This window comes from Psychromonas aquimarina ATCC BAA-1526 (genome assembly GCF_000428725.1).
Classification (GTDB): Bacteria; Pseudomonadota; Gammaproteobacteria; order Enterobacterales; family Psychromonadaceae; genus Psychromonas; species Psychromonas aquimarina.
The window spans coordinates 16,609-35,300 of sequence record NZ_KE386793.1; the positions used below are offsets into that span (position 1 = coordinate 16,609).

The following is an 18,692-nucleotide window of genomic DNA, read 5'->3' on the forward strand; positions in this document are numbered from 1 at the left end:
CTACCCTTGTAAATAATCATCTTAGTCAGTTCAAGTGAACCGTTTTATTTGTCGCGAGGATTATAGGAAAGGCAAAATAGTTATTAAAAGGTATCGTAGAACATTCGCTGTATGGTGATACTAGTGTGCACTGTGTCTATAAATACAGCTTAAAAACTTGCGGCTGCGTCTTCTCTGTGCTGATAACAATGGTGCATAGTGAGGCTCCTATATTAGCGCCTCAATATATGCTCGCCGATCTGATCGACGATTTCCAGAATATCGATCTGGCTTTCCCGCCCGTACACTGAAGTGCCGTCAATCTGGCGGGTTAAATCAATGTTTAGACGGCTGATTTTACTAAGTGTTGAGTTTTGATGAGAGACAGAAATCACGGTCATCTCTTTACGTTTGGCATTGTGAGTCATATCAATAACTGCATCGGTTTCACCTGATTTGCTGATCACCAGCAGCGTGCCTTTATTGGCGCTGCTGAGCTGATGAATATCCGTGATCACCAGATGCGGAATATTAGCCAGAGAAAGAAAGCGTGACAGGTAATTTACGCTGACCAGCGAAGCGCCGCGGGAGTATAAATAAACAACCTGTGCCGATTTTAGTGCCTGTGCAGTTTTAATTATTTTTTCTTCACTGCCTTCTTGAGCTGTCAGCGGTTCCACCTGCCGCTGTGTTTCATTAATTAAATCACCCGCTAGTTTATAGCGAAGCTCAGTGTAGCTGCTGTAGCCCATTTTTTTACAGACGCGGTTAACGGATGTTGTTGTGGTTAGTGACTTAGCCGCCACCTGTTTTGCTGAAATATCAGTTAAATCTGATGCATGGCTGATAATAAACTCATAAATATGACGTTCGGTGCCTTTAAAGGTATTCATTTAGTGTTTTTTTATCCTGATTAAGAGACGAATATTAAGCGGTATTTATTACTGCAATGCTACGATCAAGATCATTAAAAGAAAGATTTAAAATCTCGGCGGCCTCAGAATGCGCCGCGTATCACCATACACTTAATGTATGAGGAAACGATTCCCATCGGCATATTTCATTTTATACTGCACTTAATTAAAGCAGGGGAACTGAAATATGACTAAGAAAAAACTGGTGGCTGTAACAGCCTGCCCGACGGGTATTGCACATACATTTATGGCGGCCAAAAAAATAAAAAGCTGGGCGGAAAAGCACGGTTTTGATGTAAAAGTTGAAACGCAGGGCAGTGACGGCGTAAAAAACAGGCTGACGGCAAATGATATTGCATCAGCTGATGCTGTAGTGCTGGCAATTGATGTGCCTATTATGGAAATGGAGCGTTTCGATAACAGCAAACCGCTGAAGGTGCGTACTCAGGAACTGATTAAACGCGCTGAAGAGCTGCTGCCGGCCGCTATGAAACAGGGTAAGGATAAGTCCGAAGCCGCGGCAGTTTACGAAGAGGAACGTTCTGCATATCAAGTGTTTATCGGGCACATTATGACAGGTATCAGTTATATGCTGCCGGTTGTTGTACTGGGCGGGCTGCTGATGGCTGTTGCTAAAATAACCGGTGAGTTTATCGATATCGGCGGAACTCCCTTTGAAACGCTCGACCGCTTAGGTTTTATGACTATTAAGTTTATGTATCCGATATTTGCCGGATATCTTGCTTATTCGATTGCCGGCAAACCCGCACTGGTACCGGCCTTTATCGGCGGAGTGATGTCCGACGAAGTATATAAACGCTTTTTTGGTATTGAAACCTGGGCACCCTCGGGTTTCTTCGGGGCGATTGCAATCGGCTTTCTGGTTGGTTATTTAGTACGCTATCTCAATGATACCATTAAAGTGAAAACCGAGCTGACCACCCTGAAAACAATGCTCTTAGTACCCCTGGTCAGCGGCGTGGTGATGGTAATGACCATGGAATATGTTATTAATCCTTTTTTCGGTGCGCTTAACCACAGCATGATCACCTTATTCACTGAAGCGGGTAATGCCGGACGAGGCGTGTACTCAATGGTGATTGCCGCTGGTACAGCATTTGATCTGGGCGGGCCGGTTAATAAAGCCGCCGGTTCGGTAGCGCTCGGTCTTAACGGAATGAGTGATTCCTTTGACCTGATAGCACGTGAATTAGGCATTGTTATTCCGCCGATAGGTGTCGGTTTAGCCGCCATGCTTGACGGGCGTTTTCGTCCCCGTGTATTCAGCAGTGAAGAGCAGACTGTAGGTAAAACATCACTGCTGCTTGGTTTAATCGGTATTTCTGAAGGTGCGATTCCGTTTATTCTTAAAAATCCTAAGATGATCCCGATTATGATTCTTGGTGCGATTCTCGGCACGCAGGCTGCTGTTCTGATGGGAGTTATGCAGAGTTTACCATTACCTGCGGTATGGGGCTGGTTCCTCTCTTCAGATCCGGTCAGTTATACCCTGTCGGTTATTATCGGCTCCAGCTTTATTGCACTTGCACTGCTGTACTGCACTAAACCTGCTTCTACTCAAGCCTAATATTACTAATGCTCTCTGGACTGCTGTTAATACAGTCCAGAGAACTTATCAGAAATCAAAGAGAAATTAATATGACAAAAATTCATGTTATCCCGCATACTCACTGGGATCGCGAGTGGTATTTTACGCAGCAGGACAGTGATGTACTGGCCGCTTATAACTTCACTAAAGTGATTGAAACACTGGAAAAGCAGGTCGACTACAGCTGTTATCATTTAGACGGTCAGTCTGCAATTGTTGAAGATTATCTGAAAATACTGCCGCATATGCGTGAACGTATGGCGAAACTTGTTAAGGATAAACGCCTGTTTATCGGTCCCTGGTATACGCAGACTGATACTTTTAATGTTGCCGGCGAATCGATTATCCGTAACCTTAAATACGGAATGCATATTGCGGAGGAAATGGGACACTGCATGATGGTGGGTTATCTGCCGGATACCTTTGGTCATAACGCACAAATGCCGACTTTGTTTCAGGGATTCGGCATCGATAATATCGTTTTCTGGCGCGGCATTGATTATGACACTCAGGTTAAGCGCTCGAATTTCTTCTGGCAGTCTCCGGGCGGAGACCAGATTACGGCTTATAACCTGGTTTACGGTTACGGTGCGGCAAAGAATATAACCGCGCAAGCGAGTCACCTTGATAACAAGATTTTTCCAATGGTGGAAAAAATAAAAGCCCTGTCCGGGTTAGATGAAGTGTTAATTCCCAGCGGCGGCGATCAGGTCAATATTGATCCCGCGCTCCCGGAAACGCTGCGCCAAGCCACGCAGCGCAGTCCGCAGGAGGATCTCTACTGTATCTCTTCAATGGAAGATTATGTTGATTATCTGCACCGCAGCTGCGGCAGTTTTGAAACCTATCAGGGGGAGTTCAAGGCGCCGCGTTATACACGGATCCATAAAACCATCGGCTCTGTGCGTTACGATATTAAAAAGCTTAACTTTGAAATAGAGCAGTTTTTACTGAAAAAGCTGGAAGTGGTTAGTGCTGTTGCTAAAGCTCATAATATTGAGGTGCATACCGAGCTTCTTGATATCGCCTGGAAGAAAATCATTGAATGTCATGCACATGACAGTATCGGCGGGTGTAACAGTGACGCTACCAATGCGGATATTGTTCATCGTTTAAAACAGGCTGAAGAGATCTGTCTGGGATTATATAACCTGATCGTAAAAAACATTGCGGCACAGGTATGTGATGAAAATGAACTGATGATCTTCAATAACCGTCTTACTCCTTTTAACGGCATTGTTGATGCTGTTGTTTTTAGTAAACATGATGCGGTTGAAATTCATCATCAGGGAAACAGGTTAGATTCAGAGCTGGTCAGCCGGGAAAAACTTGACGGCGGTAAGATAATTGAAACAACTAAAAACGGCGAGAAAGAGGTTGATGTTCCTGCCTATTATCGTTTTACCTTAAAAGTGCGGGTCGCAGAATTACCGGCAATGGGTTACAGCACTTATCAGGTTGTTAAGGCTGATACGAAGACGCAGATAGAAAAAGACAGCAGCACTGAAATTGAAAATAACTATCTTACTTTATGCATAGAAAACGGCCGCCTGGTAGTGATTGAAAAGCACACAGGCCGCGAGATTAAAAACCTAATTCGTTTTGAAAACCAGGCGGACGATGGTGACTCCTACGATTTCTCACCATTAGCCGGTGATACACCTCTGTATTCTGATACCTTTGAATTATTAGAAACTCAGAAAGGTGAACTTTGCCAGCAGATGAAGCTGCGCTGCAGCATGTCTGTGCCGGCGGATCTGCAGCAGCGCCGTTCAGGGCAGAACAGTACTCTTATTTCCTTTGTTGTTACATTAACATTAACAGCGGAACAGCAGAATCTGCAGCTTGATATCAGCACCTGTAATCAGGTTAAAGATCACCGCGTGCGTGTGCTGATTAATTCCGATATCTGCACTGAAAAATCTATCAGTACTTTGCCTTTTGCTTTAATGGAGCATGCCGTGGCACCGGATATTGCAGGCTGGCAGGCAGATTATCGTGAATGTCCTATTGATATCGAAACAACAGAAGGTGCCGCTGCACTTGCCCAGCCGGGGCGCGCCCTGCTGCTTAACGGCCGGGGATTAAAAGAGTTCCAGGTTCTTAAAGGTGCAGATGCGGATCAGATTGCCTTCACTCTGTTTAAATCAACGGGTGTGCTCGGTAAAGATGACTTGTTATGGCGTCCAGGACGAGCTTCGGGTATTAATAATACCGTGGTTCATACGCCCGATGCGCAGCTGCAGCAGACTATGCAGTTCAGCTTTGCGCTTGCCTTAACAGAAGAAGCTTCTCATCAGACAATTAGAGAGCTGGAAATTGAGTATCTGAATCAGCCGTTTTGTTATCAGAAACAAAGCCTTAATAGTTTTGAAAACCGTTTAGAGCGTTTTCAGGTGTCTTTTGAAAAAAGGCAGATGGCAAAATCTTTCAGCTTATTTTCAGTGCAGCAGGCACTGCAGTTATCCAGTATTTCGCACTCATTTTATCATAAAGATGTGCTGTTATTACGTTTATACAACCCGGGCAATGAAGCGGTGCTGCTGGATATGAGGCAGTTTGACCATTTTGCCGAGGTAAGTATTGTTAATTATCGTGAGCAGGTTATTGACAATGCAGACGCGCAGGTCGCACCGAATAATACGATTGATCTGCGTTTAGTGATTAAAGGGCAGTGTCATGTTTAAAAATCAAATCAGAGAGAAAGTAACACTCCTTTATGGTCAGGAGCAGGCCGGACAGATTTGTGAATCCATCTTGACCTTAGTCGAAAAATGGCAGGGGAAAACACCTGCTTATCAACCCTGGGTGGATCAGACAAGCAGTTACCTGATCACCTATGGCGACAGTATTTCACAGCAGGGACAAGCTCCGTTAGCGACGCTGAAAACTTTTGCTGATAAACATCTTAAAGGCGTGCTTAGCAATATTCATATTCTGCCGATGTTTCCATACACCTCAGATGACGGCTTCAGCGTAGTGGATTACCGCGCAGTAGACAGTGATCTGGGGGACTGGAGTGATCTAAATGCGCTTGCTGAAAACTTTGATCTGATGTACGACTGCGTGATTAACCATATCTCTCAAAGCAGTGACTGGTTTCAGGGCTATTTAACGGGAGAAGAGGCTTATCAGGATTACTTTATTGTCAGCGATCCTGCTTTAGATCATTCAAGTGTTACCCGGCCGCGCGCTTTTCCGGTTTTAACGCCTTTTCAAAAAGCAGACGGTGAAACGGTACATATCTGGACTACCTTTTCACCGGATCAGATTGATATCAATTTTAAAAGTCCAAAAGTCCTGCTGGAAAGTATTGATATTCTGCTTATGTATGCGGCCAACGGCGGCCGTTCGATCCGTCTTGATGCGATAGGTTTTATCTGGAAAGTACTCGGCAGCAGCTGTATTCACCTGCCGCAGACCCATGAAATTATTAAATTATGGCGGATTATTTTAGATCACACGGCTAAAGGCTGCCTGCTGATCACGGAAACCAATGTGCCGCATCAGGAAAATATATCCTATTTCGGCAATGCAGATGAAGCGCATATGGTTTACCAGTTTCCACTGCCGCCTTTGACCCTGCATGCTTTTTTAAGTCAGGACAGCCGGGTATTAACTAAATGGGCAGAAGGGTTGACGCTTGAGGCTGCTGCTAATTTACAAGCAGCTTCAAAGACCACCTATTTTAACTTTTTAGCCAGTCATGACGGCATTGGAGTGCGCCCGACAGAAGGTATTTTAAAGGATAGTGACCGCAGTATGATGTGCCGGGAAGTAGAGCGCAAAGGCGGACGGGTTAACTACAAAAATAACAGTGACGGTTCGCAGTCACCCTACGAGTTAAATATTAACTATTTAAGCGCACTTACTGAGCCTGCTGACAGCACGCAGCAGAAAGCCGCTAAGTTTCTGGCTGCTCAGTCGCTGCTGCTGTCGTTTATCGGTGTGCCGGCGGTTTATTATCACAGTCTGTTAGGCAGTGAAAATGATATTCAGGGTATGCAGGAGTCAGGGATAAACCGGCGCATCAATCGGGAGAAACTTGATTTATCAGTACTTGAAACTGAGCTGATGGAGGAGGGCAGTTTACGAAATATTATCTGTACTGAGCTGACACGTCTGCTGCGGATAAGAAGCTCACAGGCCGCGTTCTCCCCGCAGTCAAAACAGCAGGTATTGAATCTTTCCTGCGGATTGTTTGCGCTTATTCGCGGAGAGGACGAAGATACTGTCACATATGTGATGAATTTAACGGAACAGCCGCAGCAGGCCAGCCTGCTTTACAGCGGTTATGATCTGGTCAGCGGCAGGAAACTAAACTCTGAATTTACACTCGAAGCCTACCAGTTTGTCTGGTTAAAGCATCATTAAGAAGGGCATAAAAATGAAATTATCTGAATTAACTACACCTGATCTGATCATGCTTGATGCTCAGTTCAGCAGCCGCATTGAAGCAATTGAAGCTTTAACGGATAAGCTGACAGAGTCTGGAAAACTAAGCGATAAACAGCAGTTTCTTGATGCTGTTATGAAGCGTGAAGAGGAAGGCCCAACAGCGCTTGGTGAATATCTGGCAGTGCCGCATGGTAAATCTGAAGCGGTTAAGGAGCCTGTTTTTGCCTGTGCACTGCTGAAAAGTGAGCTGCCGTGGCAGGGACTAGACGGTGATGAACCCGTTAATATGGTTTTTTTATTAGCCATACCGCCTGCACAAGCCGGTTCAACGCATATGGCATTGTTGACAACTCTGACCTCGTCATTAGTTGATGATGATTTTCGAGAACGCCTTTTAGAAAGTAAAAATGCCGGGCAGATAATGGCGCTGTTTGCCGGTGATGAGGAGGAGCAGGACAACAGTGGAAACGGCGAAATAGAGTCAGCTGTGCAGAATGAAGAGCTGCAGGCTGCGGACCTGAGTAATACAGCTTATCCGGTATTCATTTTAGGCGGTTTAGCATTAGTTGTTATGATGTTCTTCATGCTTTAGACACTGTTTACCTTAGCGGTACTGATATAAAACGGCCGCTTATGTCTGCATTTTTGGTGCACGGCATAAGCTGCTTTACTGATTATGAATAGGCATGCTTCCAGGAAATACATTCGTAACTATCTGATTTAACTTTCTTGTCTAATAACCCGTCCTGCTGTTTCCTGTATTTTATCACTGGCCTGTTTTCCTAGGCCGCATTTATCAATTTATTATTTTGTTTTAAACATCCATAACTCATCAGCCGAGTTAATTTTTAGTCTATTATGATGTTTAGATAGTTAAGGTATATAAGCTGTTATACGTAGATGCTTTCAAGGTTTGGAGGTACTAATATGATCCGCAGCACTAAGCAGTTCGAAAAAGATGCTTACCGGGGCATCGGACACGTCAAAAGCAAAGAATTAAAAGATGTTATCAAGAAGCTGGGGCTGCATCACAGCAGGAGCGCTGTATGCTCTGCCCTGAGTAATCACCTGTTGATTGATCTGCGCGATTCAGTGATCAACTGGTCTATAAAACACCCCAAAGAGTTTGCTTCCCGCCACGGAGCAGAGCTGGCGCATGAAGTGATGGCAGAACTTGCTTCGAGCAGTGCAGAGCACCTCAAGCTTCTGGACGGGGATATCCTTTTCCGCTGGGTTCCCCGCGGTATCGAGCAGCGGGGAGCGCTGCAGTCTACTATTTCCGGTGCCCAGGCAGTTCAGGATTTCAGGCACCGCCAGCTCCTCAACAAAAAGGTTAATATACAGGTTTCTGCTATGGTCCTGCAGCATGTGGGTATCTACAGCAGCGGGCTTGTTATTGAGATTGGTGCTATGGGTTTGATGAGAAATCCAGTGCACGAAAGGGAACATTATGACCTGGTTCTACGCAGCAGGGAGTATGGCCGACATATTGCATTAACTGCAAAATCAGCCCTGTGCGGGCCTCGCTATTACAAAGTTGATCATCGTTGTAAATATCCCGTATGGGATCTGGCCTCAGTGGCTGTTATAGCGCATGCAGGAGCACCGTTACTGGTCCGGGAGCAGATTAATCTGCAGTTAGATGATCGCCGCCACCGGCAGGAGAGACAGAGTTATGTTCTGCAGCAGCGGGTAGTCTGCTCCCACTTCGTGAATGCCGTTCTGTACGCTTCCGTCAGGCCGCAGGGAACGCTGGCTGCCGCAACGGAGCATGCCTATGACGAAATATTCAAAATCGGGCCGGCTCAGATGTGGAGGGAGTTTATGCTTAAACAAGGGCTCTGGGCTCAGCTCGGTGCTGCTTTTGTCGGTCTTCAACATAAGGGCAGTCTCGACCGGAATATAGATCCCCGTACGCTGGGGGTAGGTCTAAAAATGCCTGCGGTTCCTAAAAAAGGAGATCGTCCGCCGTTACCAGGCTCACCGTTGTATCAGTAGGGATAAATAGATCAGCTTATAGCGTAATAAAGAAAAAGGCAGGACAGATTTGCGCAGCCTTATATGTCCTGCCTTTATGTTTTTTAGATGTTCAGCTGCCGGTGTTTATTCGTCTCTGCAAGCTATCTTTAACTACTTGTTTTGTAATATACTTTTATCTGGCTCTCATTTCGTTGTAAATTGATAATTTTTATGTCCTATGCTAACTGCAACATTTAAAGGATTATTTGTCGTGTCAATTCCAAATAATAACAATGCAAATAGATTACTCAAAAATGCTCTCTGCTTTTATCTGTTTTCTGCATCAAGCTCTCTTTATGCACAGGAAAATAATAGTGAAGTGGAGCCTTATCAAATCAAACCGAGTAATTCTGCATGGGAAGAAAAACAGATAGCTCCGAGCTTTTATAACAACCCCTATAAAGTGTCACTGTTTAATGCTCAGAATGGAGAAGATTCAGAACGTTTACTTTCGCAGACCTATTCGATATTTGGATATGGTTTTGCTGTGATCGGCGCGTTAGCTTTAATGCCGGAATCGATAACAAACTGGGATGATTCGAGCCGCGACAAAAATTTAGCTTCCAAATGGTTTGAGAATGTCAAAGCGGGTCCTGTGTGGGATCGTGATGACTGGTATATTAATGTTGTCGGCCACGGATATTTTGGCGGGGTATATTACCAGACAGCGCGTAAGTCAGGATATCGTCAGTGGGATGCATTTATATACTCATTTATGATGTCTACATTTTACTGGGAATACGGCATCGAAGCATTTGCCGAAGTCCCGTCTATTCAAGATTTAGTCGTTACCCCTGTTCTTGGCTGGGCTTACGGGGAATGGGCTTTTAATACCGAAAAAGAAATCTGGGCTAACGGCGGTACGGTGTTAGGTTCGGAAGTGTTAGGCAATACATCACTATTTTTACTTGATCCGGTTGATTCTCTTGGGCGTAACTTCAATTACATGGTCGGTCAGGATATTATTAAAGCAGGTACGGGGTATTTTACTTTTCAGCAGGTAAAATCACCCTATGGGGAAACTGTCGATAATCAGGTGGGTTTTACTGTTCGTTATATGTACGGCTCAGGAGACAGTAAAGCGCAGCCGGGTATCAGTGGTAAAAACAGAGAAAGCTCCCTCTATAATAACAGTCCTGCCGATCCGGTTGATACCGGTATTATCGGTTTTAGTGCTGGTGGTGTCTATGTAAATCCCGACAGCAGCTGGGGGGTAACGGATGATTATGGCTATCAGTGGTCGCTGGGTTTATATTTCACGAGAAGTTTTTCCACACGTTTAAGCTACAGCACGGCAGATTTAAAAGATATACAAAGCGATCAAACCGTTAAGTATGAAAATTATAGTTTAGATATGCAGTATTACCTATATGCTGAATCAGATCTGAGACCCTTTCTTAAAGCGGGTTTTGGTGAAACCATGTTTGATGAAGATCGAGATGATAAAACTTTCCAAGTTAATGCCGGCTTAGGTCTGCACTATAAATTAGATAACAACTGGGCTGTTGAGGCCGCCTGGTCTAACTATTACAGCACCAGCACTAATACCAGAGAAAGTCAGGTAAGCACTTCAATTATATACCGTTTCGGCAGAGGAGAGTGGTCTTTATAAAGTACACCAGGAACTGCTCTGCATCCCCTGGAAAGCAGATTTTCTGCTTGATGCTGTTAATTAGTTTAAATATTATATGGGAATATCTGCGCTTTAGTTTTGAATTTTGAGTTGTTGAGTTATCTATCCGAGCACGAATTTATACTCCGATAAGCTTAAAAGAGCGCCAAGTTATTTTTGGGGCGGGATAATAGCGGATTTTAGGGCAATAAAACAATAACCAAATGACTGTTTATTGACAAAAAACACAAACTTTGCAGATATTCTTTGTAAAATAAGTACATACCGTTGTATGGTTCGTATTATTTGCTTCTCAAATCATTTAAGTCGATTACTTTAAGTTAGATGCTTAAATGAGGAGAAGTCTGATTATCTGTTATAAGTAAATTATGAATATTTCTCAGAAAGAAAAAAAGCTGTTTGAAGCCTGGTCATTTGACCGAAATGAGTTTGTTTTAGATGGTGTGGTAGATGAAGATAAATTTGCACAATTAACCCCCTCCATATGTTTTGTCCTAAAAGATGCAAACGGTAAAAAAGATGACTGCCGGGATTTACGGAGCTTTCTCAAAGAAGGCGCGGGAGAACCGCTCTGGGATAATATTTCCAGATGGACACATGCGATTCGTCACCTCCAGGATGATATTGAATGGTCAAAATACCAGTCGATAAGTAAAGAGTTCCGTATTAACGAATTAAATTATATTGCCGCATTTAACCTCAAGAAGTCCTCCGGTGCAGCTGCCGCTCACAACTCAAATAATGTGCTTGAGCAGAGCAGACAGCTTATTAAGGAACAGTTTGAACTGTATTCTGCTGATATCACTGTCTGCTGCGGTACCGGCGGACAGCTAAAGTGGGCTCTTGGTCTTGAAAATACGCCATGGCAGGTGACCAGCAGAGGAGTTCAGTTTCTGGAATACAGCTCAGGCAAGTTTATAGTCTCTTTTTTACATCCGGCCACACGGATTAAAGACAGCTTCCTGCATTATGCGCTGCTGGATGCTGTACGAGAAATTTACCTGTAGCAGACTTTCTGTCACAAGTTTACTTAGGGTATAAAAGGCCTGCTGCATTTTAGTGTGCAGCTGGCCGGCAGTTCACTGACCGGTTTTCTGAACCGGTCAGTGAACTTCTGCGTCTCATCCTCCCTTACTTTAGATATTTTTTCTTTATCTGTTCGTACCTGCCGTTTTTTTTCATCTTGATCAGGGCAGTTGTAAATTTTTCCACTAACTGATCAGATGTTGTCGAACTAAAAGCCGCGTACAGATCTGAAGATATTTCATCCAGAAAATAGGCTTTTTCAAGTAGAGATATATCAAGTCCGTCTACGTTTGCCTGGTAGGCTAAAACAATCTCATTAGAAAATGGAAGCAGATCAATCCGGCCGGCAAACAGCTTGCGGATATTCTGAATATCTTTGGGAACAACTTGAATATTTTTAAATCCTGCTGCGATAAGATAATGGTGTTTCATGTCCATATTAGTGACACCGATTGTGTATTTTTTCGCATCATCAAGGCTTTGAATAACAATGTCTTTTCTGGACTTTAATTTCCAGAAATTTACGTCATTGGGCACAATTTTACCTATCCATTTAAACTGTTTTTCTCGTTCAGGAGTTCTTAACAGGTTGTAGATGAGCACATTTTTTTCTTTTAATGCACTCTGATAAGCCCTGGCCCATGGATACATGAAAATTTCTATGCTGACAGCAGCTGTTTCCGCCATTTCACTGACAATTTCCGTGGACATTCCAACAATCTTACCGTTTTGAATCATCTGAAAAGGGGGGAAATCTGTTGTTACGGCTTTTACCTGCTGCGCATTCCCTGAAGCGGCAGACACTCCAGTCAGTAAAATAAATAATATGCCTTTCAGTACTGTCATTTTGTTATCCGCTCCAGATTCATAGTGCTGTCATTTTGTTATCCGTTCCAGATAATATTTCTCCTCACAGTACTGTCATTTTGTTATTTGCTCCAGATAATAATTCTCCTCACAGTGCCGCCATTTTATTATCTGCTCCAGATAATATTCCTCCTCACAATGCCGCCATTATGTTACCGACTCCAGATAATGTTCCTCCTCACAAGTATTGCTGTTTTATTATCCGTTCCAGGCGGTATATAGATCCGCATAGAAATAAACATGCAGTCGTAGTGGACTTTCTTCTGTTTTGAAAATTATGGAGCCGGTGGGGTAAAAACGCAATTATCTAAGCAGCTGCGCTGAAGAGGGCCCTGTTTAGCAGCCTGATAATCGTTTGTTTGCACTGCGGTGTAACTGTGATTTTATAGGTTCATAATGGTGTGATTTTTAATGCTGAAGTATTTTCCATGTAATAAACAGTAAGATAGCTGTTTTATTTTCTAAAAGTCAAATAATTATGATCAGGATCACAAGTAATAATAAGCGCTGCAAATAAAGCTAAGTTAATTATTTTTATGATGCTATAAATCAAACTTATAAGTGTTTGAATATTGACCGGCCTGATTTTTATAGTGCTGTTTTATAAGCAGATACGAATGTCTTATGCAGAAGAAAATAAAACTCTGCAGGCGTTGAATTTATAACCCCCGGCAGGTACTAGCCTGGTGGGAAATATTGGAACATGCCGCACCGGCATACAAAATAAGGAAATACTCTGATGTTTAAACGAACCCTTCTGTCGACATTGATAGGCTGCAGTATTGCAGCCAGCAGCTTTGCCATGAGCCCGCAGCCTGATCCGGACAACCCTGCGGGTTACATTGTTTCTAGTGTTGAAATAAAAGCGGCAGAAGACGCCAAAACTCCTAACCCTATGTACGATGTCTGGGCCAAGGCGCTGCAGACGCGTGCTAATAGTCTTGTTGAAGCCATTGAACCAGGCGCCGCCGCTAATCCTGAAAACGTTAAACGTGTCGAACGGGTATTTCCGCAAAGTGAATGGGATTTTCTGACTCAGATGGCTGCGCCGGAATATACCTATACCCGTTTTTTACGTGCCATCGGCAAGTTCCCGGCATTTTGTGGTGAATATAGCGACGGACGTGACTCTGATGCTATTTGTAAGCAGTCAATTGTGACCGCATTTGCGCATTTCTCACAGGAGACTGGCGGTCATATTGCTAAAGACAATATTTCTGATAACCCGCAGGCCCTTGAAGAATGGCAGCAGGCTCTAGTGCACGTACGTGAAATGGGCTGGTCTGAAGGCCAGGCCGGTTACACCACTGGATGCGGACAGGATGACTGGCAGAATGCACGCTGGCCCTGTGCTGCCGGGCAGGGATACTTCGGCCGCGGTGCTAAGCAGCTGTCTTATCATTTTAACTACGGCGCTTTTTCTGAAGTGATGTTTGACGGTGATGCTACAGTACTGCTGGATAATCCAGGGCTGGTTGCAGATTCCTGGCTGAACCTGGCTTCTGCTGTGTGGTTCTTCCTGACACCTCAGGCGCCGAAACCTGCAATGCTGCATGTGATTGACCGTACCTGGACGCCTTCACAGCGTGAGATCGATGCCGGTATAGGTTATGGTTTCGGTACAACAATCAATGTGATTAACGGCGGTATCGAATGTGGTGAGCAGAATAAAACTAAAGGCCAGCCGGTTAACCGTATCCGTTACTGGGAAGGCTTATCTGAACATTATCAGATTCCTATTAAGTCCGATGAGAAAAATACCTGCTGGCAGCAGACACCCTATGGAAGCATAAATCTCAACGGCGCGACAGATGTACTGTACACCAACTGGGATGGTAACTGGAAATATTACGCAGACCGTCCGGAAGGCCAGTCATTTGAGTGTGAACTGGTTGGTTTTCAAACTGCCTACTCTGCGCTGGTCCCGGGGGATTATGAGAAATGTGTAACTAATTTCTACGGCTCGCATGCCAACTGGCCGCAGGTACGTGTTGTCGATGATCTGGTGATCCCTGATCCGGATGATCCTGATAACGGCTCAGGCGGATGGGATGCCGGTAAAGTTTATCTAGCCGGTGACCAGGCCTCTTACAAAGGAGCTACATATGAAGCTCAGTGGTGGAGTCAGGGTAACCAGCCGGATCTAGGTGGTCCCTGGAAGCTGGCTGCAGGAACACCTGAACCAGCTCCGGAGCCTACACCCGATCCAATACCTGAGCCGACTCCTGACCCTACGCCGGATCCAACACCTGAGCCTACGCCAGAACCGGATCCTGTACCATCTGATTTTATTCAGTGGCAGGCAGGTGTAACCATAGCTGTTGATGGTGATAAAGTGACACATAACGGCAAATGTTTTATTGCTAAAAATAATCCGGGCATCTGGGAGTCACCAACCGCCTCTAACTGGTTCTGGGATGAGATTTCATGTTCATAACCGGGTGGTAAGATGCGCATAACAGTTATTGCCTGCAGCACGGGGGAACGCTGCAGCTAGTGCTGTTATGCATAAACGGGCAATAGTGAAACTGGGCTGTTGTCCGGCGAACTCTTTGTGAATGAAAATCCGTCTTGTAAACAGACGGATTTTTTTATCATCTGTATTTTTAAAGATGCAGATACCTTGTCTTATTTATTCTGCTGCAGCTGTTCCTTCGTGATAGAATGCCCGCCCATATTTTTCTGTTACTGCCTCCAGCCTTAACAGTGTGTTTATTTATTATAACTCTGAGACAGCAAATGCCATTTTCCAAGCTTGGATTAAGCGATCCGATTGCAAAAGCTGTAGCCGAACAAGGCTACCAGACCCCTACGCCGATTCAAGAAAAGGCGATTCCGGTTATCTTAGCGGGTAAAGACCTTATTGCCGCCGCGCAGACCGGCACCGGTAAAACGGCAAGTTTTGTACTGCCGATATTACAAAACCTTATTGATGCACCAGTGCTGCGCGCCAAGCGGATCCGTGCACTTATTCTTACTCCTACCCGGGAATTAGCAATACAGGTTGAGGCTAATATTGCCCAGTACGGTAAACATCTAAACCTTACTTCGATGGCTATGTACGGCGGTGTTGACTCGGAGCCGCAGAAAGAGCGCCTGATAGAAGGAGTTGATATTCTGGTTGCAACCCCCGGCAGACTGCTGGATATGTATACCCGTAGAGCGCTGCATTTTGATGAGCTGCAGATACTGGTACTGGATGAAGCCGATAGAATGCTGGATATGGGGTTTATCAACGATATTAATAAAATTGTGGAACGCCTGCCGGAGAAAAGACAGAACCTGCTGTTTTCTGCCACGCTTTCTGATCAAGTGCGTTTTTTAGCTAGAACGGCGATTGATAATGCGGTTGAAATTGCGATTCAGCCGGACAGCACAACAACCCCGAAGATAGAGCAGTGGCTGATCACGGTTGATAAAGATACTAAATCTGCACTGCTGAGTTTTTTGATTACAGAAAACAAGTGGGAGCAGGCGCTTATTTTTATTGAAACTAAGCGCGGCGCGGCTAAGCTGGTCAGTCAGCTGGAAAAACGCGGCATTAAAGCAGAAGCCATTCACAGCGGCCGCAGTCAGGCTGTGCGTGCGCAGCTGTTAGAAGATTTTAAAACGGGTGAGCTTAAGTTTATGGTGGCGACGGGCATTGCCGCTCGCGGTATTGATATTGACTCCCTTACCCGTGTGGTGAACTACGATCTGCCCGATGAAGCCGATGATTATGTTCACCGCATTGGCCGTACCGGCCGTGCAGGAGCTGCCGGCGAAGCGGTTTCCTTTGTGTCACGAGATGACTTTAGAAATCTCTGTGCTATCGAAAAACGTCTTGGTGAGTTTATTACCCGCAAAGAGATTGAAGGTTTTCAGCCCAGATTAGAAGTGCCTGCTTCTGATGCTGCTCATGCGCCTAAAAAAGGCAAGTCATCAAACCGCCGCAACACACGCAGAAAGCCGCCTAAAAGCCGTTCTTAACAAATTTTACTATAAAAAAGGTGAGCAAAATGCTCACCTTTTTTCTGTCTGGAAAATAGAAACAATAGTTTATTTACTATGACGTTCCTGCAGTTTAGCTGCGATATCTGCCAGGGTCAGGCCTTCATTGTGCAGTAATACGGTCAGGTGATATAACAAGTCTGCACTTTCACAGGTCAGTTCGTCCATATCTTTAGCCATAGCCGCCAGTGCTACTTCTACGCCTTCTTCACCCACTTTTTGTGAGATTCGTTTAGTGCCGCGAGCATATAAGCTTGCTGTATAGCTGCTTTGTGGATCCGCACCTTTACGTCCGGCGATTACCTGTTCAAGGTCGGCAATAAAAGTTAATGCCGGCTGCTGTTCACCTTTAAAGCAGCTTTCTGTGCCTAAATGACAGGTAGGACCAACAGGCTCAACAATTGCCAGCAGGGTATCATTATCGCAGTCGGTGCTGATTTCAAGTACGTTTAAGAAGTTGCCGGACTCTTCACCTTTACACCATAAACGCTGTTTAGTACGACTGAAAAAAGTCATTTTACCGGACTCAAGTGTGGCCGCCAGTGACTCCTGGTTTACATAACCGAGCATTAACACTTTACCTGAGGTGCGGTTCTGCACAACAACCGGCATCAGGTTATCAACTTTTGCCCAGTCTAAGCTGTTAAGCTGCTCTTTATTCATTAATGTCTGACTCATAATCTAATCTCTACCTGTTGTGTTTTAAGGTAAGCTTTGAGCTCGCCAATATTAATTATCTGCTTGTGGAATACACTGGCAGCCAGTGCGCCGTCAACATCTGCTCTGTTAAATACATCAGCAAAATGCTCCATTTCACCCGCACCGCCGGAGGCGATCAAAGGTACATTACAAACAGCACGCGCCCGGCTTAACTGCTCGACATCGTAACCGCAGCGGACACCGTCCTGGTTCATCACATTAAGTACGATTTCACCTGCGCCGCGCGACTGTACTTCCTGGATCCAGTCAAAGGTGTTCCATTTGGTGGTGCGTGTTGAATTTTCGCAGCCGGTAAACTGTTTTACCTGGTGCTGTCCGGTCTCTTTATCAAAGTAGGAGTCGATACCGATAACAATACACTGCACGCCGAATTTTTCACTAAGGCGGTTAATCAGGCTGGGATCTGCAAGAGCAGGACTGTTGATTGATACTTTATCGGCGCCGAATTCTAAAATACGGCGCGCGTCTTCCTCTGTTTTTATGCCGCCGGCAACACAGAAGGGAATATCAATCACTTCTGCAACACGGCTTACCCAGCTTTTATCAACTACCCGGGAGTCAGAGCTTGCGGTGATATCATAAAAAACCAGTTCGTCAGCGCCTTCTTCGGCGTAGCGTTTTGCCAGCGGCACAATATCACCGATAATTTCGTGGTTACGAAACTGTACACCCTTGACGACCTGACCATCCTTGACATCAAGGCAGGGAATTATGCGTTTTGCTAGCATGGAGTATTCCCCTTAACGTTATTGACGTATTCCATAGCAGACTGACTATTTTTCATATCCAGACAAGTTATTATGCGTTTTGCCAGCATTGGATTGCCTCCTTGACATTGAATTTACCTTCCAGCAGGGCTCGACCGACAATCATGCCCGATGCACCCGAGCGGGCAACGGCTGCGATATCATCCAGCGATCCGATACCGCCCGATGCCTGCCACGCAACCTGAGGGTAAGCCGCAGCCATTTCTTTATAAAGATCAACATTAGAGCCGGTTAAGGTGCCGTCTTTGGAAATATCAGTACACAGTACATGTTTAAGGCCGACTGCTAAATAGATTTCCAGCAGTGATTCAATGGTCTGACCGCTTGCTTCCTGCCAGCCCGATACTGCAACAATCTTATTGCCGTCGCAGTCAATATTAATATCAAGGGCTAATACGATATGCTCAGCGCCGTATTTTTCCATCCAGCGTGCAACCATTGCAGGTTCTTTAACGGCAGTTGAGCCGATAACAACACGCTGCGCGCCGGCATCTAATAAGTCTTTAACATCCTGCTCAGTACGCACGCCGCCGCCGATCTGGATTTTAGCCGGAGTATTGCTTATCAGGCTGGCAATCACATCTAACTGACGTTTTGTAACATCTTTTGCGCCGTCTAAATCAACCAGATGCAGCCAGTCTGCACCATGCTGGTTGTAGACAGTAAATTGGCTTTGCGGATCATCACTGTAAACGGTTTTTTGGGCGTAATCGCCCTGGTATAAACGCACGACTTTACCGTCGATAAGATCTAATGCTGGGATAATCATA

Annotated in this window: 14 protein-coding genes; 9 read left to right on the forward strand and 5 right to left on the reverse strand. The window is 45.0% G+C overall.

Annotated elements, in window-relative coordinates; all coding sequences use genetic code 11:
• Window positions 1–212 precede the first annotated feature (212 nt).
• Entirely contained in the window at window positions 213–872 is a 660-nt protein-coding gene (locus tag G337_RS0123515; protein ID WP_028866019.1) for a MurR/RpiR family transcriptional regulator, read from the reverse strand.
• 208 nt (window positions 873–1,080) lie between these two features.
• Between G337_RS0123515 and G337_RS0123520 the strand changes: the two genes are divergently transcribed.
• The 7 genes from G337_RS0123520 to G337_RS0123550 all read left to right on the forward strand — a co-directional run bounded on the left by G337_RS0123520 (window position 1,081) and on the right by G337_RS0123550 (window position 11,559).
• Window positions 1,081–2,481, forward strand: a complete 1,401-nt coding sequence (locus tag G337_RS0123520; RefSeq protein WP_028866020.1) for a PTS fructose transporter subunit IIC — start codon at window positions 1,081–1,083, stop codon at window positions 2,479–2,481.
• A gap of 71 nt (window positions 2,482–2,552) precedes the next feature.
• On the forward strand, window positions 2,553–5,189 hold the full coding sequence (locus G337_RS0123525; protein WP_028866021.1) for a glycoside hydrolase family 38 N-terminal domain-containing protein: 2,637 nt from the start codon (window positions 2,553–2,555) through the stop codon (window positions 5,187–5,189).
• Window positions 5,182–6,876 (forward strand): alpha-amylase family glycosyl hydrolase, encoded by a 1,695-nt coding sequence (locus tag G337_RS0123530; protein WP_028866022.1) that lies wholly within the window; start codon window positions 5,182–5,184, stop codon window positions 6,874–6,876. The genes G337_RS0123525 and G337_RS0123530 overlap by 8 nt, the downstream gene beginning before the upstream one ends.
• A gap of 13 nt (window positions 6,877–6,889) precedes the next feature.
• Entirely contained in the window at window positions 6,890–7,492 is a 603-nt protein-coding gene (locus G337_RS0123535) for a fructose PTS transporter subunit IIA (RefSeq protein ID WP_028866023.1), read from the forward strand.
• A gap of 335 nt (window positions 7,493–7,827) precedes the next feature.
• Window positions 7,828–8,898, forward strand: coding sequence for a hypothetical protein (locus G337_RS0123540; RefSeq protein ID WP_028866024.1), 1,071 nt, complete (start codon window positions 7,828–7,830; stop codon window positions 8,896–8,898).
• 232 nt (window positions 8,899–9,130) lie between these two features.
• Window positions 9,131–10,531, forward strand: coding sequence for a DUF3943 domain-containing protein (locus G337_RS0123545; RefSeq protein ID WP_028866025.1), 1,401 nt, complete (start codon window positions 9,131–9,133; stop codon window positions 10,529–10,531).
• Window positions 10,532–10,920: 389 nt separating this feature from the next.
• Complete coding sequence (locus G337_RS0123550; RefSeq protein ID WP_028866026.1) at window positions 10,921–11,559, forward strand: hypothetical protein; 639 nt, start codon at window positions 10,921–10,923, stop codon at window positions 11,557–11,559.
• 124 nt (window positions 11,560–11,683) lie between these two features.
• Here the strand turns inward: G337_RS0123550 and G337_RS0123555 are convergent, their stop codons facing one another.
• Window positions 11,684–12,424: a substrate-binding periplasmic protein gene (locus tag G337_RS0123555; RefSeq protein WP_028866027.1), complete on the reverse strand. Its 741-nt coding sequence runs from the start codon at window positions 12,422–12,424 to the stop codon at window positions 11,684–11,686.
• 760 nt (window positions 12,425–13,184) lie between these two features.
• On the opposite strand from G337_RS0123555, the gene G337_RS29450 reads away from it, so the two are divergent.
• Complete coding sequence (locus G337_RS29450) at window positions 13,185–14,882, forward strand: glycoside hydrolase family 19 protein (protein WP_028866028.1); 1,698 nt, start codon at window positions 13,185–13,187, stop codon at window positions 14,880–14,882.
• Between the two features lie 302 nt (window positions 14,883–15,184).
• Window positions 15,185–16,414, forward strand: a complete 1,230-nt coding sequence (locus tag G337_RS27250; protein ID WP_037028606.1) for a DEAD/DEAH box helicase — start codon at window positions 15,185–15,187, stop codon at window positions 16,412–16,414.
• A gap of 69 nt (window positions 16,415–16,483) precedes the next feature.
• On the opposite strand, the gene hisIE is transcribed toward G337_RS27250, so the two are convergent.
• The 3 genes from hisIE to hisA all read right to left on the reverse strand — a co-directional run bounded on the left by hisIE (window position 16,484) and on the right by hisA (window position 18,691).
• Window positions 16,484–17,113, reverse strand: coding sequence for a bifunctional phosphoribosyl-AMP cyclohydrolase/phosphoribosyl-ATP diphosphatase HisIE (gene hisIE / locus G337_RS0123570; protein ID WP_028866029.1), 630 nt, complete (start codon window positions 17,111–17,113; stop codon window positions 16,484–16,486).
• Complete coding sequence (gene hisF / locus G337_RS0123575; protein ID WP_028866030.1) at window positions 17,110–17,883, reverse strand: imidazole glycerol phosphate synthase subunit HisF; 774 nt, start codon at window positions 17,881–17,883, stop codon at window positions 17,110–17,112. Before hisF ends, hisIE begins: the two co-directional genes overlap by 4 nt.
• 70 nt (window positions 17,884–17,953) lie before the next feature.
• The gene (hisA, locus tag G337_RS0123580) at window positions 17,954–18,691 is read right to left on the reverse strand and encodes a 1-(5-phosphoribosyl)-5-[(5-phosphoribosylamino)methylideneamino]imidazole-4-carboxamide isomerase (RefSeq protein ID WP_028866031.1); all 738 of its coding nucleotides are present in this window, start codon (window positions 18,689–18,691) and stop codon (window positions 17,954–17,956) included.
• Window position 18,692 lies beyond the last annotated feature (1 nt).

What these genes read in the sequence shown, in the direction of transcription:
- G337_RS0123515 (WP_028866019.1), bottom strand. Translation starts at nt 872, where the DNA reads ATGAATACCTTTAAAGGCACCGAACGTCATATTTATGAGTTTATTATC.
- G337_RS0123520 (WP_028866020.1), top strand. Translation starts at nt 1,081, where the DNA reads ATGACTAAGAAAAAACTGGTGGCTGTAACAGCCTGCCCGACGGGTATT.
- G337_RS0123525 (WP_028866021.1), top strand. Translation starts at nt 2,553, where the DNA reads ATGACAAAAATTCATGTTATCCCGCATACTCACTGGGATCGCGAGTGG.
- G337_RS0123530 (WP_028866022.1), top strand. Translation starts at nt 5,182, where the DNA reads ATGTTTAAAAATCAAATCAGAGAGAAAGTAACACTCCTTTATGGTCAG.
- G337_RS0123535 (WP_028866023.1), top strand. Translation starts at nt 6,890, where the DNA reads ATGAAATTATCTGAATTAACTACACCTGATCTGATCATGCTTGATGCT.
- G337_RS0123540 (WP_028866024.1), top strand. Translation starts at nt 7,828, where the DNA reads ATGATCCGCAGCACTAAGCAGTTCGAAAAAGATGCTTACCGGGGCATC.
- G337_RS0123550 (WP_028866026.1), top strand. Translation starts at nt 10,921, where the DNA reads ATGAATATTTCTCAGAAAGAAAAAAAGCTGTTTGAAGCCTGGTCATTT.
- G337_RS0123555 (WP_028866027.1), bottom strand. Translation starts at nt 12,424, where the DNA reads ATGACAGTACTGAAAGGCATATTATTTATTTTACTGACTGGAGTGTCT.
- G337_RS29450 (WP_028866028.1), top strand. Translation starts at nt 13,185, where the DNA reads ATGTTTAAACGAACCCTTCTGTCGACATTGATAGGCTGCAGTATTGCA.
- G337_RS27250 (WP_037028606.1), top strand. Translation starts at nt 15,185, where the DNA reads ATGCCATTTTCCAAGCTTGGATTAAGCGATCCGATTGCAAAAGCTGTA.
- hisIE (WP_028866029.1), bottom strand. Translation starts at nt 17,113, where the DNA reads ATGAGTCAGACATTAATGAATAAAGAGCAGCTTAACAGCTTAGACTGG.
- hisF (WP_028866030.1), bottom strand. Translation starts at nt 17,883, where the DNA reads ATGCTAGCAAAACGCATAATTCCCTGCCTTGATGTCAAGGATGGTCAG.
- hisA (WP_028866031.1), bottom strand. Translation starts at nt 18,691, where the DNA reads ATGATTATCCCAGCATTAGATCTTATCGACGGTAAAGTCGTGCGTTTA.